Annotated in this window: 14 protein-coding genes; 2 read left to right on the top strand and 12 right to left on the bottom strand. The window is 71.4% G+C overall.

Annotated features, from left to right (window positions below):
- Window positions 1-38: 38 nt before the first annotated feature.
- On the top strand, window positions 39-605 hold the full coding sequence (locus tag WME89_RS12535; RefSeq protein WP_438009417.1) for a hypothetical protein: 567 nt from the start codon (window positions 39-41) through the stop codon (window positions 603-605).
- Between the two features lie 135 nt (window positions 606-740).
- Here WME89_RS12535 and gcvPA read toward each other — a convergent pair whose 3' ends face one another.
- The 9 genes from gcvPA to WME89_RS12580 form a co-directional block, all read right to left on the bottom strand.
- Entirely contained in the window at window positions 741-2,105 is a 1,365-nt protein-coding gene (gene gcvPA / locus WME89_RS12540; protein WP_438009418.1) for an aminomethyl-transferring glycine dehydrogenase subunit GcvPA, read from the bottom strand.
- A gap of 54 nt (window positions 2,106-2,159) precedes the next feature.
- Complete coding sequence (gene gcvH / locus WME89_RS12545; RefSeq protein WP_437758270.1) at window positions 2,160-2,561, bottom strand: glycine cleavage system protein GcvH; 402 nt, start codon at window positions 2,559-2,561, stop codon at window positions 2,160-2,162.
- 100 nt (window positions 2,562-2,661) lie between these two features.
- Window positions 2,662-3,783 (bottom strand): glycine cleavage system aminomethyltransferase GcvT, encoded by a 1,122-nt coding sequence (gcvT, locus tag WME89_RS12550; RefSeq protein ID WP_438009419.1) that lies wholly within the window; start codon window positions 3,781-3,783, stop codon window positions 2,662-2,664.
- An 88-nt stretch (window positions 3,784-3,871) separates the two neighbouring features.
- Window positions 3,872-4,432 carry a hypothetical protein gene (locus tag WME89_RS12555; protein ID WP_438009420.1) on the bottom strand — a complete coding sequence of 187 codons (561 nt, stop codon included), beginning with the start codon at window positions 4,430-4,432 and terminating at the stop codon, window positions 3,872-3,874.
- Window positions 4,429-8,058 (bottom strand): hypothetical protein, encoded by a 3,630-nt coding sequence (locus WME89_RS12560; protein ID WP_438009421.1) that lies wholly within the window; start codon window positions 8,056-8,058, stop codon window positions 4,429-4,431. The genes WME89_RS12555 and WME89_RS12560 overlap by 4 nt, the downstream gene beginning before the upstream one ends.
- 25 nt (window positions 8,059-8,083) lie before the next feature.
- Complete coding sequence (locus tag WME89_RS12565) at window positions 8,084-8,710, bottom strand: hypothetical protein (protein ID WP_438009422.1); 627 nt, start codon at window positions 8,708-8,710, stop codon at window positions 8,084-8,086.
- Window positions 8,707-10,023: a PilW family protein gene (locus tag WME89_RS12570; protein ID WP_438009423.1), complete on the bottom strand. Its 1,317-nt coding sequence runs from the start codon at window positions 10,021-10,023 to the stop codon at window positions 8,707-8,709. Before WME89_RS12570 ends, WME89_RS12565 begins: the two co-directional genes overlap by 4 nt.
- Window positions 10,020-10,628 (bottom strand): type IV pilus modification PilV family protein, encoded by a 609-nt coding sequence (locus WME89_RS12575; RefSeq protein WP_438009424.1) that lies wholly within the window; start codon window positions 10,626-10,628, stop codon window positions 10,020-10,022. Before WME89_RS12575 ends, WME89_RS12570 begins: the two co-directional genes overlap by 4 nt.
- Window positions 10,625-11,458 (bottom strand): pilus assembly FimT family protein, encoded by an 834-nt coding sequence (locus WME89_RS12580; RefSeq protein WP_438009425.1) that lies wholly within the window; start codon window positions 11,456-11,458, stop codon window positions 10,625-10,627. The genes WME89_RS12575 and WME89_RS12580 overlap by 4 nt, the downstream gene beginning before the upstream one ends.
- A 59-nt stretch (window positions 11,459-11,517) precedes the next feature.
- On the opposite strand from WME89_RS12580, the gene WME89_RS12585 reads away from it, so the two are divergent.
- The gene (locus WME89_RS12585) at window positions 11,518-12,609 is read left to right on the top strand and encodes a DUF6599 family protein (protein ID WP_438009426.1); all 1,092 of its coding nucleotides are present in this window, start codon (window positions 11,518-11,520) and stop codon (window positions 12,607-12,609) included.
- Window positions 12,610-12,734: 125 nt separating this feature from the next.
- On the opposite strand, the gene WME89_RS12590 is transcribed toward WME89_RS12585, so the two are convergent.
- The 3 genes from WME89_RS12590 to WME89_RS12600 form a co-directional block, all read right to left on the bottom strand.
- The gene (locus WME89_RS12590; RefSeq protein WP_438009427.1) at window positions 12,735-13,430 is read right to left on the bottom strand and encodes a peptidylprolyl isomerase; all 696 of its coding nucleotides are present in this window, start codon (window positions 13,428-13,430) and stop codon (window positions 12,735-12,737) included.
- A 50-nt stretch (window positions 13,431-13,480) separates the two neighbouring features.
- On the bottom strand, window positions 13,481-14,329 hold the full coding sequence (locus tag WME89_RS12595) for a MaoC/PaaZ C-terminal domain-containing protein (protein WP_438009428.1): 849 nt from the start codon (window positions 14,327-14,329) through the stop codon (window positions 13,481-13,483).
- Between the two features lie 122 nt (window positions 14,330-14,451).
- Window positions 14,452-15,291, bottom strand: coding sequence for a hypothetical protein (locus WME89_RS12600; protein ID WP_438009429.1), 840 nt, complete (start codon window positions 15,289-15,291; stop codon window positions 14,452-14,454).
- Window positions 15,292-15,298 lie beyond the last annotated feature (7 nt).

The following is a 15,298-nucleotide window of genomic DNA, read 5'->3' on the forward strand; positions in this document are numbered from 1 at the left end:
CCTATCGCCGCTCGGCGCTTCGTGGTAGCTCGCTCCGCGTGCGCTCGCCGATCACCTGTCTCGTCGCCCTGGGGGCCCTGCTTGCCCCGCTCGCCTGGTCATCGCCTTCGCGCGCGGACACATCCGCGTGGACCTTCTTCGGCGCAGGCGCGGTCGGCTGGAAGCAGGGCGACAGTGATCTCGTCTTTGACGGCGCGCTGTCGTTCGACATCGGCGTCGGGACCACGCCGGACGCGCCCATCATCGTGGGCGGCCTGATGCGCGCGACGCCGATCCTCGACAGCGGGATCGATCTTGCGTTGCTCGCGCGGGTCGCGACGCGCGGCTTCCAGGCCGGTCCGCTCGGCCTGGCCCTCGACGTGGGCGGCTACCGGCGCTTCTGGGGCCCTGGCTCCACCGGCGTCGCCGGCGCGCTCACGCTGGGCGGCCCGCTCGGGATCAGCCTGTCGCTGCAGGGGAGCTACGGGACGGACAACGCCATGTCGTTCGGCGCCGTTGCCGGGATCGACCTGCTGCGGCTCACCGTCTACCGCCAGTCGCTCCTGCCGCTGTGGCCCAACCCGTTGCCGGCGCAGGACCGCGGCCGCGACGTCGCCTGGCGCTGACCTGGCAGGGGCGGCAAGCCCCGGCGAGCGCGCTCGTCGTGGCGCTCGACCGAGAAGCGGTGGCCCCCCCGGCGAGTGCTCCCGGCAAGGAAGCCGGGCAGCTCGGCGCCACCTTGCCGCCCGCCGCCCGCCGCTTCAGCCCTTGAACGCCGCGAGCCCCTGCACGAGCCGATCGAGATCCGCGCGGCTGTGCCGCTCGGTCACCGCGACGAGCAGCTCGTCCCGTCTCCGCGCGTCGATCCGCCCGAGATCGAGCCCGGCGATGATCCCCTGCTCCGCCAGCGCCCGCGTGAGCTTGCCCGCGTCGCCCCCGCGGACCTGCACGACGAACTCGTGGAAGGTGGGCGCCGACAGCGGCAGCGCGTACCCATCGAGCCGCGCGATCTCCCGCTTGAGGTGCTCGGCCTTCGCGAGGCACTGCCTCGCCGCGTCGACGAACCCGCGCTTGCCCAGCATGCACATCCGCATCGTGACCGCCGTCGCGCAGAGCCCGCTGTTCGTGCAGATGTTGCTCGTCGCGCGCTCGCGGCGGATGTGCTGCTCGCGCGTCGCGAGCGTCAGCACGTAGCCGCGCGTCCCGTGCTTGTCGACCGTCTCGCCCACCAGCCTGCCGGGCACCTGCTGCAGGTACTTGCGGTCGTTCCTGCACGCGAAGAGCCCGACGTTCGGCCCGCCGTACTGCGGCGGCAGCCCGAGCGGCTGGCCCTCCGCCACCGCGATGTCGGCCCCGAGCGCGCCCGGCGACTCCAGCAGCGCGAGCGCGTACGGATCCAGCGTGACCGTGATGAGCAGCGCGCCCTTCTGGTGGCACACCTCGGCCACCTTCCGGATGTCGCCCACCACGCCGAAGAAGTTCGGGTAGCCGACCACCACGCAGGCGGTCGTCTCGTCGATCGACCGCGTCAGCGCGTCGATGTCCGCCGTGCCGTCGCGGCCCACGTCGACGCGGACCAGCGACGCCTTGCCGGTCCCGATGCCGTGCACGTACGTCTCGACCGTGCCGACGTAGTCGGGGTGCACGCCCTCGGACAGCACCGTGCGCTCGCGCCCCGTGAGCCGGCGCGCCATCAGCACCGCCTCCGCCAGCGCGCTCGCGCCGTCGTACATCGACGCGTTGGCGACCGGCAGCCCGAGGATCTCGCTCACGATCGTCTGGAACTCGAAGATCACCTGGAGCGTGCCCTGGGAGACCTCGGGCTGGTACGGCGTGTAGGCGGTGTAGAACTCGCTCCGGAGCAGCAGCTGGTCGGCCGCCGGCGGGAAATGGTGCTCGTAGGCGCCGGCTCCCAGGAACGAGAGCATGCGCCCGGCGCGGTTCTTCTGCGCGAGCTCCTCGAGGTGCCGCATGAGCGAGGCCTCATCGAGGGGAGGATCCATCGAGAGCGGGCGCGTGAGCCGCGCCTCCTTCGGGATCGCGCTGTAGAGCTCATCGAGCGACGACAGGCCGACGGCCTGCAGCATCTCGCTGATTTCCTCGGGCGTATGGGGCAGGTAACGCATGGTCTTGTGCAGCGGGAAGGGTGATGCGGGAAGTGTGACGAGGGCGCGCGGCGCTCAGTGCGCCGCGGTCTTCAGGAGCTCGGCGTACGCGGCGGGCTCCATGAGCCCGCCGAGCTCGCCCTGGTCCGAGGGCGAGACGACGATCATCCACGCCTTGCCGTAGCAGTCCTCGTTGACGAGCTCCGGGCGGTTCTCGAGGTCGCTGTTCACGCGCTCGACCTTGCCGCTCACCGGCGCGAACAGATCGCTCAGCGTCTTGACGCTCTCGATCGTGCCGAAGGCCTTGCCCGCGGTGATCGTGTCGCCCGGCTTCACGTCGAGGTTGACCAGCGTGATGTCGCCGAGCTGATCGACCGCGAAGGCGGTGATCCCGACGACCACCTGGTCGTTCTCCTGCTTCGCCCACTCGTGGTCCTTCGTGTACCGCCGGTCCGTTCGGACATCATCGCTCGCCATGTGACTTCTTCTCCCTTTGCCAACCTGGGTCTCTGGTCGCCCCGCGCCGCTCATCGATCGACTCGCACCGACTCGCGCGCTCGCGGCCGCGCGCCGCGGCTCAGGCCCGCTTGTAGAATGGCGTCTTGACCACGACCGCCTCGACCGAGCGCCCGCGGCAGTCGACCTGGAACGTGGTCCCGACGGTGGCCATCGACACCGGCAGGTAGCCGAGCCCGATGCTCTTGCCGACGGTCGGCCCCGGGCTGCCGCTCGTGCAGACGCCGACCTTCGCGCCGCCGGCGTCGAGCAGCGGGTAGCCGTGGCGCGCGATGCCGCGCCCCACCATCTCGAAGCCGACCAGCCTGCGCACGGGCCCCTCCTCCTTGACGCGCTGGAGCGCGGCGCGCCCGACGAAATCGCCCTTGTCGAGCTTCACCACCCACCCGAGGCCCGCCTCGATCGGGTTCGTGGTCTCGTCGATGTCGTTGCCGTAGAGGGACAGGCGCGCCTCCAGGCGGAGCGTGTCGCGCGCGCCGAGGCCCGTCGCCTCGAGGCCGAGCGGGCTGCCGAGCTCGACGAGCGCGCGCCAGAGCCGCTGTGCGTCGGACGGGGAGCAGAAGATCTCGATGCCGTCCTCGCCGGTGTAGCCGGTGCGGGCCACGGTGCAGCGGATGTTGGCGAGCGTCGCGTCGCGGAAGTGGAACGAGGGCAGCTCGCGCAGCGCCGCGCCGTCGCCGCCCGTGAGCGCGACGATGTCGAGCGCCTTCGGCCCCTGGAGCGCCATCATCGCGGTGCGGTCCGACGCGTCCTCGAAGCTGCAGTGGTTCTGCGCCGCGCTCCGGAACTGCGCGGAGATCTTGTCGCGGTTCGACGCGTTGCAGACGATGAGCCACTGCCGCGGGTCGATCCGGTAAACGATGAGATCGTCGAGGATCGTGCCGGCGTCGTTGCACGCGCACGTGTAGAGCGCCTGACCGTCCTCCAGCTTCTTGACGTCGTTCGTGACGAGGTAGTCGACCACCTGCCCGGCGTGCTCGCCGCTCAGGATCATCTCGCCCATGTGCGAGACGTCGAAGAGCCCGGCGGCGGTGCGCACCGCCCTGTGCTCCTCGGTCACGCCTTTGTACTGGACCGGCATTTCCCAGCCGGCGAACGGGACCATGCGGCCGCCAAGCTTGATGTGCTCGTCGTAGAGCGGGGTCCTGCGGAGCGGAGCGGTGGGGAGCGGCTTGGTCGACACGGGCGCGATCTACTTCGAAAGGTCGAGGATGTCGACTGGCGCGGCGGCCCCTCGCGGCGCACAACGTCGAGGCCGGCGCGGGCCGCGCTCACTCGAGGCGGGTGGGATCGAGCACCTTGCCGTCCGGCGTGAGCCCGTTGCGGCGCCAGCGCTCCTCGACGGACAGGCCCCGCTCCGGAGGCGGACGGGTCTCGTCGCGGACGACGAGCTCCGAGACGTGCGCGCGCGAGACCACCTCGATCCGGATCATCCGCTGCGGCGCGCTCTTCACCGTCGCGCGCGAGAAGATCGTCTTCGCCGGACCTGTCTCGACGTTGCCCGCGAGGACGCGCGTGCGCACGTAATTCGCCACCCGCTCGGCCGGGATTTCCCCGACCGCGAAGACCGCGTCCGAGAAGCGCGCGCGCACCTTCATGCGCCGCGGGATGGGCAGGCCGAACGCCTGCTCGACGCCCTCGGCGAGCTCGCCCGGCAGCGCCTGGTCGACCGGCGGTCGCGGGGCCGACGCGTCGCTCGGCGGCGGCGCCGGCGCCGGCGCGCCCGCGTCGCTGCGGCAGGCGAGCGCGGCGCACGCGCACGCGACGCACGCGGCGAGCGCCGCGGCGGCGCGCGCCGCCGCGGCACGCGAAAGAAGACCGGCTCGCTTCATTCGACGAGGGTCGCCCATGAGTCGACCTTGACGATCCGGCGCGGCGCCTGCAGCGACCTCGTGCTCGTGCGCGTCTCGGCCCCCTGGGCGTCCTCCTGGCCCGCGGCGCCGGTGTGGAACACGAGCTGGTACTCGGGCGGGGTCGACTGGCGGACGATGGTCTGCGCGCCGAAGTACGGATCGGAGAACGTCTCCGTCTCGATGCACGTCGGCTTCTGCGTCACGGCCACGCCGAAGACGACGGTGCCCGGCGTCTGATCCTCGAAGTGCTGGGGAGGCGACAGCGGATCGATCACGAGGCAGGCGTTCGGGTAGGCGGCCGGGTTCGCCGCGGCGCCGCGCAGGTAGTCGACGCCCCAGATCGAGCCGAACCCGTCCGCGCACGCGTAGGTCCCGGGCGCGGCGGGCGTGAACGTCGCGAAGTACGCGCAGCCGTTGAAGAGAGAGAGCGGCCCGGTCACGCGCTTGCCGTCCGTGAACGGGACGACCCAGTTCTCGGTGAAGCGGAGGCTGTTGCTGACCGGCTTCTCGGTGATCGACCAGACGCGCGTCTCGATGGTGCCGCCCGCCGTGAACGCCTCCTGGTCGCCGGTGGAGAACAGGACGACCGTGTTGCCGAGCGGGTCGGTGCTCACGACGGGCGTCGTCTCGATCGGCTGGCTGCTCGCCGCGGTGTCGTTCTCGAACGAGTATGCGTCCCAGGCGAGGTTCACGGTCCAGCTGGCCGGGTCGTTGCTCGCCAGGCGGACGTGCCAGAGCGTCCCGTCGGCGTCGCCGATGTAGATGCGCTCGGCGACCTCGCCGACCCCCGACGGGAACGGCACGGGGATGCCGGTGATCGGAGAGTCGAAGTCGACCTCCGTCGTCCGCGACGCGAGCCCGGCCGGCCCCTCGGCGGCGAGGCCCCGGAACGTGCGGATCACCTCGCCTGTGTCGAGCCGGACGATCGTGAGCGAGCGCGCCGGGCCGACCTCGCCGGTGGTGCTCCTGTGGCCCCAGCACCGGACCGAGGCGCGGACCGCCAGGTTGCCCGTCGGCTGGAACAACGGGTGCGTCGTGCTCTTCCGGGCGCACGCGCTCTGGTTCGTGTCGAGCGGGGCGGAGCCGCCGGGCAGGATGGCGACCGCGACCTCGCGGAGCGAGCCGTTGGTCTCGATCGCCACCGTGGCGATCGCCGGCGTCGGCGTCGTCTCGCCGAACAGCTCGTCGTTGTTGTTGTCCCTGGAGAGCTGCCACAGGAACCGCGGCTCCCGCGGGTTCGTCACGTCGAGCGCGTAGTAGAAGCCGCCGCCCGCGCCGCCGGAGGCGAGCAGCACGGTGTTCCAGGTCGAGCTGCCGGCCGCCGCCTGCGCGCCCGTGCGCTCGAAGACGACGTTCTTCACGACGGGCGCGCCGTCGAGCAGGATCGACTGCTGGTTGAACGTCTGGAGGAGCCGCGGGAGGACGTGGGGCGGCAGGAAGGACCAGAGCTCGTTGTTCTCGACGCGGTCCACCTTGAGCGGGTCGGCCGCGTTCGCCGCCGTCACCTGGAAGGCGTGCAGCTGCCCGTCGGTCGTGGCGGTGTAGAGCATGAGCGGCCGGTTCGCCTGATCCGGGTCCTCGGCGAAGGCGCGGTACGACTCGTCGGGGATGGACTCGCGCGGCGGCCCCACGACGATCGGGGTGGAGTGATAGATGCTGCCGAGCTCGTTCCCGTCGCGCGTGGCGACGTCCGAGGGCATCGGCTCGCCGGCCTCCCACGCGACGAGGCGCTCGGCGCAGAGCGCGACGGTGTTGGCCCGCAGCCCGCCAGAGCACTGCGGGGCGACGGTGGCCACGCTGGGATCGAAGCCGAGCGCGCGCGGCGCGTTGGAGAGCTCGGTCGCGAACACCGAGCCCGTCGCCGGGGAGCCGCCGCCGGTCACCGTGCCCGTGTAGCTGCCGAGCCCGTCCGCGGACGCGGCCGACGGGCGGATGCTCCGCTCCGACCAGATGTTCAGCGCGGCGTCGGGCTGGGCGACCACGCTGAAGAACCTCCGCGGCCGCGAGAGGTCGTTGGCGTTGACGTTGGCCGCGAAGTCGTCGCCCTTGTTCGGGTCGACGTCCTCGATCTGCGTCGTCATCACGCCGTTCACCGCCTCGCAGACGAAGCGCTTGCGCTCGAGGTTGCCGCTCCAGAGCGAGCCGTCCGGCGGCGGGCTGAACGACGAGCCGAACTGGTAGGCGACCCCCGTGGCCTCGCTGCCGGTGTCCGCGGTCGTGACCGCGTTGGCGAAGACGGGGAGGGTGCGGCTCGTCGAGTTCGCGGCGATGCGCGCGAAGATCTGCGACATCACCGAGGAGAGCTCGTTGGCGTCGTCCGGGAAGTAGCCGCGGTCGGTCCCGCCCTCGATGGCGATGCGCGCGAGCGTGCAGCACGCCTTGAGCGCGCCGGCGGCGTTGTCGCAGCGGCCGGCGGGCAGGAAGTCGGACTCGGCGATCGTCGAGCAGTCGGTGCCCGCCGCGGTGGAGAGGCCGAACCCGACGGTATAGGTCCGCACGCGCCGGTTCGGGTTCACGTGGGTGTTGAGCGAGTGAGCGACGGTGTGCGGCTCCTCGTAGGGGCAGCCCGTCCCTTCCGGGCCCGGGCCCGGGCCCTGCGCGCAGGTCGGGCGCAGGTCGAGGTTCGGCTCGCCGTCGGAGATGAGCACGACCGAGGTCTTGCGGCAGCCGCCGCTGATGTACGGGTCGTCGCGCGGCCCGAGCGGCCGGCCCTCCCATATCGAGGCTTCGTTGAGGATGTAGTCGCGCGCGTCGGTCAGCATCCCGGCGAGCGGCGTCGCGCCGTAGGGGCGCGTCGCGATGAGCGCGTTCTGGATGCGCTCGTTCGTCGTGCGGACCTCGGTGATGTCCGCCGTGTAGGAGGGCAGGGGGACGAGCGGCCCTTCCCAGAGCGGCGCGGCCGGGTTCTTGGCGCCGACCTCGATGTCCTCGACGGCGCAGTCGGGCGGGTTGCCCCGCGCCGGGTACCCGGCGCCGCTCTGGAACTCGAGGAAGTAGCTCCACATCCCCTCCATGCCGCCCGCTGGATCGGGCGAGCCGGAGAGGAGCCCGGTGCTCGCGTCGGGGAGCGTGTCGAACGTCATGAGCGAGAACCGGATGCGGTCGCGGTAGACGTCGAGCAGGCCGGACGGCTGCTGATTCCACGCCGTCGTGCAGGCCTGGGCCGCGTCGTCGTAGGGGTGCTCTCGCAGCGAGTTGTAGTCCGCCCCGGGGCCCTTCGTGCAGCCCGCGGAGAGCAGGCGATGGAAGGGGATGTAATAGTTCCTGTCGTAGGGCGGCTCCGGGCCGAGGCTGAACTCGTCGACGAACTCGGAGCTCGTGCGGGGCTGCGCGTAGCACGAGAAGTCGTTGATCGGGCCCGTCAGCGACTCGACGAGCTTCGCCCAGCGGCTCTTCCGGTCCTCGGAGGCAGGGGCATGGAGCGGATTGCAGTCCGGCTCTCCGCCCGCCACGGTCCACTCCATCGAGCCCGAGGTGTCGACGAGCAAGAGGACGTTGGGGAGCGGCGGCTCGACATCGACGGCCTGCCCCCGCGCGCGGGGGGCGAGGAGGCCGACCGTCGCCGCGGAGCCCATCGTGACAAGTACCTTCGTCAGGTTTCGCATCGTGCGCTCCGGTTCGTCGCTTTCACTACCGCGGCAGCGGGCAGAGGACATGGGCTACGAGGGACAGGGCTTCCTGGGCGCCCGCCGTGGCGACGACCTCGCCTTCATCGGCCGTGCTGCCAGGGTCAGGCCAGGCGATGAGCCGCCCGTTCATGGCGACCGTGCAGTAGCCTATACCCACCTGGGTCTGTTCGGTCTGGGAGGTGCCTTCGTGCTTCCCCAGCGCATGCGGGATGCTGTCGGTCAACTCCACCTCGAAGCTCCACCGGATGTCCGTGCGACCGAGGCTCCCTGGCGCGCCGGACCCGTCGAGCTCGAGGAGGCCTTCCGCCGCGCTGCCCTGGAGCTCGCGCGAGTTGATCGTCTTGCAATCGATGGGTGCTCCCAGGCAGTCCACACCCGTGGACAGGCCACCCAGGCCGCCCCTCTGCTCGATCTCGGCGAGCGCGAGCTGCATCGCATACTCGGCGAGGTAGTGGGTCTGTGTCATCCGGCGCTGATGGCCGCTCGCGATGGTCGACAGCGTGGCGGCGTGGGCCGCGAACAGGCCGATGGCGGTGAGCATCGTGATGACCAGCACGACGATGAACACGGCGGCGCCCCGCTCGCGGGAGCGCCGGCGGGAGCGGGCGATGCATGCGTTCTTCATCATCTTGGCTCTGCCTGGTTCGGGAGCGCGACATCGGCGTAGAGCGTGCGCATCCGGGCGAACACCGGAGAGGCTCCGGCAGGCACCGTGTCTGTCGGCGTGTTGACGCCGGCGACGATGCCGGGGATCAGGAACCTGAGCCTGCGGCCATCGGGGCCCACCGGGAAGCCGACGTCGCGGTCGGGCGCCCGGGTGCGGGTCGACAGCCGGATCTGGACCGAACGCACGTCCTGCGGCCTGGCGCCCGGCTGGTCGTTGGCTGCGGCGATGGTGTACACGCTCGCGTTGTCGGTCGCGGCGATCGGATACCGCGTGATCTGTGGATCGCTGTCCTGCAGTACGGGGGTCGCCTGCACGGCGGAGATCCCGAACTTGAGGTCGACGGCGTACTCCGCGATCACCTCGAGCGTCCCCGGGATCTCCTGATCTTCGTCGTCCAGCTCGACCCGCACGAGCTCCGTGCGCCCGTTGTCGCCGGTGAGCGCCGGTGTGATGGGCGCCACGAGCGGGGCATAGGAGGTCGGTTTGCCGACGAGGCTCCGGATGTCATAGCGGACGCGGGAGATGACGCTCACCCATGCGTTGCCGCCGGTGAGGGGCAGGCCGCAGTTGTCCGTGGTGGCTTCCACCGTCGTCACGCCGGGAGGAGACTTGAGGTAGACGAGGTTTCCCGGCTCCAGACGATCGATGACGGCATAGATATGCTTCTGGCTCGGGCGGCTGATCCGCAGGATGCGGCCCTCCAGGAAGATGTCTTCCATGCTCAGCCCGCCGCCCAGCGCGCGATCGTTCGTGCGCCTCAGGGCGGCGCTGTCGAGGAGTTGGACGTACCAGGTGCCGTTGTCGTTGACGACGCGCGACGCGAACACCTCGGTGGTGTTCAAGCTGCCGCCGATGACGAGCGCGTCCGGCCACAGGCCGTTGACGATGCTCTGGCCGAGCTCCGAGGGATGAAGGAACACCGACCCCTGGCGCTGGATCGCGATGCCCGCGAGGTGCCTCAGGCCGCTCGGCGTCACCGGGCGATTTCCGCAGAGCTGGTTGTCTGTCTGGATGTTGCGCGCGGAGAGGTAGGCGGCGCGCTGCAGGTCCGCGGCGAGCCGGTTCAGCCCGATCGTCGCCGCGAGGTGCGAGGCCGAGGCCCTCGCCTCGTTCTGGAAGAAGCGGGTCGCGTTCTTCGAGAGCAGGAAGGCCGCGAGCGACACGACGAGGCCGGCGGCCATCGCCACGAGCAGCTCCACGAGCGTGAAGCCTCGCTGTCCTGAAGCGCGCGCCCGCGCGGGGGGGGAAGTGCGTCGGTCTCGCATCGCGGTCATCTCTCGGTCGTGTTCCGGCGGACGGCGGTCGTGACGTAGACCGCGCCGAAGCGCTCCGGCTCCGCGTCGACGGTGGCCGTGGCGACCGTGCAGTCGATCGGGTTCCCGCTGCGCTCCCACGTGACGCGGATCTCGGCCCGGATGAGGGTATCCCAGCGCCGCGCGCCCGTCGTGGCGTCGGTGAACTGGCTGAAGCGGACGTGCGTGCAGAACGCGGACTGCGACGGGTCGCCCGCGTAGATGTCGGTCCCGAACACGTCGGCGTTCGGCGCGCCGAGCGCCGAGATCAGCGTGGGCGTCACCTTCGCCGGGAAGGGGGCGGTGGTCATCAGCCTGAGCCAGTCGGTGTCGCCGTCGCGGTCGGGCACCCCGCCGGGATCGTTCCACTGCAGCGCGTCCACCCGCAGCCGCTCTGCCCAGGTCATGGCGATGTTGTTGGCGATCGCGATGTTGCGCGCGTTCGTGTTGCTGATGAGCGTCGCCTTCTGCAGCGCGAGCACCCCGGTGGCGCCGATCGTGAGCACGCCGAGCGCCGCCATCACCTCGATGAGCGTGTAGCCGGCGCTCGCCGCCCGGCCGTGGGGACCAGCGTGCCCCGCGCTCACAGGCCGAGCCTCGCGACGCCGTTCGGCGGGACGAAGACCGAGCGGAGGAGCCCGGTCCCGTTGTTGGTCACGTTCACGCGGATCGCGCCGAGCAGCGGCACGAACCCGGCGCCGGGGTCGTAGCGGACGAAGGTCCGCCCCCGCGCCGTGAAGCAGATGTCGGCGTCGCTGTGAGCGACCCCGTCGGGGGGGGTGGGATCGCGGAGCTCCACGTTGGCCAGCTCGACGTCCGTGACGTTGAGCTTCGTGACCAGCTCGGTCTGGGCCGGGTCCGTCCAGTTGGCCACGTTGAGGCAGCTCCTCGAGAGCTGCGAGCCGGGCACGAGGCCCTCGATCCGCGCCTGTCGCACCTCGAACTCGCGCGCCGACCCCGACCACCGCACGAGGACCGCCGTCCCGCGCCCGATCGCCTGGTGGCGCGCGAGGCGGTAGAGGCCGCTGATCTCCATGGCGGTGCGGTTCACGCGGCGATCGCGCATGCCATTGACGAAGCTCGGCGACGCGGTGGCGGCGAGGATGCCGATCAGCACGACCACCGCGAGCAGCTCCGGGAGGGTGAAGCCGCGCGCTCCGCCGCGGCGCCGCGCGCGCGCCCCCGGAGAGCAAGCCCGCGGTCGATGAGGATCACACAGAGGAGGTCGCGAACAGGAGGAAGAACGCACCGAAGAGCGGGCAAAGGCAAGCCGCATGCCCCGTCCGCCGCGCGCCAAGTCATCGAATCCCATGGCGAATCTCTCAAAACACAGCGCGGCGGGCGCTAACGATTGCGGCGCTATGAAAAAAGGTGCAAGGCGAACGGGCCATGCGATTCCCGCCGGAAAGGTGTTCATCGAGAGTCCTGTTTGCCCACAGCGCGTCTTCAACGTGTCGCACGTATCGCACGTGTCGCATGTGCCGCGCGCTCCTCGCCGGGGCGCTCGCGGTCGCGCTGTCCGCGGGCTGCAGCAAGAAGGAGGAGCGCCTCGGCGCGCCGCCGCCGCCGCCGGCGGCCGCCAAGCCGGCCGCCTGCTCGGACGGCGGGGGGAAGATCAGCGACGCGGCGAGCGCGCCGTTCTTCCCGCGCATGACGGGCGGCTTCTGCCTCGACCCGAACGGCGCCGAGAAGACGTTCGGCGAATCGGCGTCCCTGCCGCTCGACAGCATCTGCGACATGTTCGACGGGGAGTGCGAGATCTACAAGGGATTCGGCGTGCGGCGCGTGGTCGAGGCGCGGTACGTGAGCGGCACCGGCGGCTCCGCGACCGTCGACGTGCACCTCTCGAAGTTCGGGTCCACCGAGGGCGCCTACGGGATGTTCACGAAGCGCACGGTCGGCGACGGCGACCCCGTCGACGAGGCGACGCCGCGCCCCATCGACGGCGGCGGCGCGGCCGCGATGGGGGTCGGGAACGCCTACCTCTGGCGCGGGCAGTACCTCGCGGAGATCACGTACAACGACGAGGCGCTGGCCGAGGCGGCGCTCAAGTCGTCGAGCGAGAAGGTCCTGCCCGGGCTCGTGAAGGAGCTCGGCTCGAAGCTGCCCGGCGAGCCGGCGCTGCCCCCGGCCGCGGCGGCGCTGCCCAAGGACAACATGATCGCGCTCGGGATCCGCTACGAGACCAAGGACGTGCTCGGCGTCGACGGCGCGGGGCCCGGCGCGTTCGGCTACTACAAGGAAGCCGACAAGCGCTACCGGGTGCTGTCGGTCGTGCGCGGCGACGTCGACCAGGCCAAGGACGTGCTGTCGACGCTGGCGAAGCTGCCGGGCGCGGCCCGGGAGAAGGGCATCGGCGACGGCGCGGTGCGCCTGATGCACAAGGAGGGCGACAGCCCCGCCACCGAGTGGATCTTCGCCCGCGCCGACAAGAGCGTCTACGGCGTCGGCGACGAGGCCCGCGTGCTCCGCAGCGGCATGACCGCCGACGAGCACGCCAAGATGACGCTGACCAAGGAAGAGAAGACGGCGCGGCTGAAGAAGCTCGTCACCGCGCCGGCCCCGTGAGCGCCGCAGCGCGGTGAGCGGGAACTCGCGGCGTCACGGCGCCGCGGCGCGGTGAGCGGGGCCCGCGGCGTCACGGCGCCGCGGGGCTCCCTGTGCGCTGGCGGGCGCCGTGAGGCGCCCGGCGATCACTGCGTGCGGAAGATGACGTGGAAGCCGAACGGCGTCTCGACGAGGTCGCTCACCTCGCCGACCTTGATCTTCTCGAGGCCGGCCTGGAACTCGGGGACCATCGCGCCCTTCGGGAACTTGCCGAGGTCGCCGCCGCGCTTGTCCGCGCCCGGCTCGTCCGAGTACTCCTTCACGAGGTCGGCGAACTTGCTCGGGTCGGCCTTGGCCTTCTTCATGGCCTCGGTCGCGCGGGCCTGGGCCTCTTCCTTCGTGCGCTCGATCGTCGGGGGGGCGCGGCGGCTCCCCTTGTACATGACGAGCAGGTGCTTCGCGCCGAACATCTCCCGCGGCGCCTGCGCTGACTGCGCCGGGCGAGGCGTCGGAGCAGGCGTGGGCGGCGGAGACGCGGCGACGTGGTGCTCCTCGGGCTCCGGAGCGACAGGGGCCGCGAGGCGAGCGAGCGGCGTCTTGTTGAACATGCCGAAGAAGCCGAGGAGCCCGACCAGCACGAGCGCGCTGAGCACCGCGTGCGGCGTCCACCAGTACGGATCTTCCGGCTCGGCGCCGTCGTCCTCGTCGTCGTCGTCGCGGCCGTGGACCGCGGTGGCCTTTGCTTCTTCCTCCTCCCCGTCGTCCTTGTCCTCGTCGAGCGACTCGTCCTCGTCGAGATCCTCGTCGTCCTTGGCCCTGTCCTTCTCGGTCGTCTTGCTCATATCGCTTCCCTGATGCGGGCCTCGGCCTTAGCACGCGCCCGCGCCGGCCGTCAGCCGATCTCCGCCCAGGCGCTCGTGAGCACCGGGTCCGGCCGCTCCTTGACCGACGTGACCACTGCGACCTTGCCGCCGTCCAGCGCGTAGCCGCGCGTGACGAGGGTGTCGCCGGGCCACACCGGCTTGCGGAACTGCGCGCCGTAGGCCCGCAGCCGGCTCGCGTCGCCGCCCGCCGCGCCCTGGATGATCGCGCGCGCCGCGAAGCCGTACGTGCAGAGGCCGTGCAGGATGGGGCCCTGGGCGAAGCCCGCCTTGGCCGCGACCTCGGGGTCGGCGTGGAGCGGGTTCTCGTCGCCCGAGAGCCGGTAGAGCAGCGCCTGCTCCGGCGTGGTCGCCTGCTCGATCACCCAGTCGGGCTCGCGGTCCTTGGGCACCGGGGCCTCCGACTCGTTGTGCGGGGGGCGCGGCCCGCCGAACCCGCCGACGCCGCGCACGATGATCGACCACACCGTGTCGAAGAGCGGCTGGCCCTCGAGCGTGGTCTTCGTCTCGACGATCACCTGCGCGAACTTCTTGAGGTCGTAGACGGCTGCCAGGGTCGCGGTCGTGAACAGCGTCCCGCTCGTCGGGAGCGGGCGGTGGACCCGGAGCGTCTGGCCGCCGTGCACGATGAGCGGCAGCTCGGCCCCGACGGCCTCGAGCGCCTCGAACACGGTGCCCTGGGTCGGGATGACGCCGAACGTCGGGTAGACCTTCATGCCCCCCGGCGTGCCCTCGTAGAGGTACTCGAGCTCCTCGCGCCTGGCGCCGATGCCGAGCGCGTAGGTGGCCAGGGTCTTCCAGTTGATGGTGAAGGCGCTCGGCTGGGTCGTGTGGCCGACCTTCGAGAGATTCAGCGACATCGTGGCTCCTCGCGGGTGGGTACGGCCGACGAGGCGTACAGACCTGGCGATGTCGCGTCAACTGCCGCGCGGAGCGCGCGCGAGCGCGGCGTTCGTCCCTGGTGGGCGCGGTGGCCGCGACGTCAGAGCGCGACGCGGTAGGCGATCAGGACGCCGATGTTGAACATGTCGACGCGCTCGGAGAGCGAGGCGCGATCGCCCGTCGGCGAGACCTTGCGCTGCTCCGGGAGGAACCAGCTCGAGTAGCGGAGGTGGCCCCCGAGGCTCCAGTTGTCGGCGAAGGTCCACTCGCCGCCGATCGCGAGCCCCGCGGCGACCCCCTCGGTGCCGATCGTCGCTGCCCTGGGCCCGACGTAGGCCGTGTCCGAGTACGGGTTGCGGTCTGCCTCGACCGACCAGGAGTCGTTGACGACGACGCCGCCGATCGTCACCCCCGCCCACCCCTCCCAGGTGTCCGTGCGGATGCCGTAGTACCGGAACACCCCGTCGAGCATGAAGTAGCGGCGCGAGTGATCGCGCTCGAGGGAGGAGGCGCCGCGCGCGGCCTCGGAGCTCAGCGTGGCCGCCCAGAAGATGCCCGCGCCGAAGCCGATGTCGCCCCAGCGGTAGAGGTTGTGGATGCCGAAGGAGACGCTCGTCTCGCCCCGCTCGCACGTCTCTGGCGACCCGGAGATGGGGCAGACGTCGGCGCCGGGGAGCGTCATCACGCCGCCGCTCACCTCGACCATGGTGTACGGGAAGTCCTGCTCGCGCGCGGCGGCGGCCCGGCGCGCGGCCCTGCTCTCGTCGGCGCGGCCGGGGGCCGCGAGCAGGAGCAGGGCGAGCGCGGCGCCGCCCGCGCCGCCGCGTGCGCCATGCGCCGGCCGCGCTCTCCGTCGGTGCGGCGGTGACGCGCGATGGCCCTCCCCAGCGCGGACGTTGGTGGGCGCTCGCGACGTGGGGTACCAACGGCCTGGATTCACCTGCGCT

This window comes from Sorangium sp. So ce321 (assembly GCF_051530195.1).
Classification (GTDB): Bacteria; Myxococcota_A; Polyangia; order Polyangiales; family Polyangiaceae; genus Sorangium.

Bases quoted from the DNA above. Each gene is read 5' to 3' on its own strand.
- gcvPA (WP_438009418.1), bottom strand. From the start codon at position 2,105: ATGCGTTACCTGCCCCATACGCCCGAGGAAATCAGCGAGATGCTGCAG.
- gcvH (WP_437758270.1), bottom strand. From the start codon at position 2,561: ATGGCGAGCGATGATGTCCGAACGGACCGGCGGTACACGAAGGACCAC.
- WME89_RS12555 (WP_438009420.1), bottom strand. From the start codon at position 4,432: ATGAAGCGAGCCGGTCTTCTTTCGCGTGCCGCGGCGGCGCGCGCCGCC.
- WME89_RS12560 (WP_438009421.1), bottom strand. From the start codon at position 8,058: ATGCGAAACCTGACGAAGGTACTTGTCACGATGGGCTCCGCGGCGACG.
- WME89_RS12565 (WP_438009422.1), bottom strand. From the start codon at position 8,710: ATGATGAAGAACGCATGCATCGCCCGCTCCCGCCGGCGCTCCCGCGAG.
- WME89_RS12570 (WP_438009423.1), bottom strand. From the start codon at position 10,023: ATGACCGCGATGCGAGACCGACGCACTTCCCCCCCCGCGCGGGCGCGC.
- WME89_RS12580 (WP_438009425.1), bottom strand. From the start codon at position 11,458: ATGAACACCTTTCCGGCGGGAATCGCATGGCCCGTTCGCCTTGCACCT.
- WME89_RS12585 (WP_438009426.1), top strand. From the start codon at position 11,518: ATGTGCCGCGCGCTCCTCGCCGGGGCGCTCGCGGTCGCGCTGTCCGCG.
- WME89_RS12590 (WP_438009427.1), bottom strand. From the start codon at position 13,430: ATGAGCAAGACGACCGAGAAGGACAGGGCCAAGGACGACGAGGATCTC.
- WME89_RS12595 (WP_438009428.1), bottom strand. From the start codon at position 14,329: ATGTCGCTGAATCTCTCGAAGGTCGGCCACACGACCCAGCCGAGCGCC.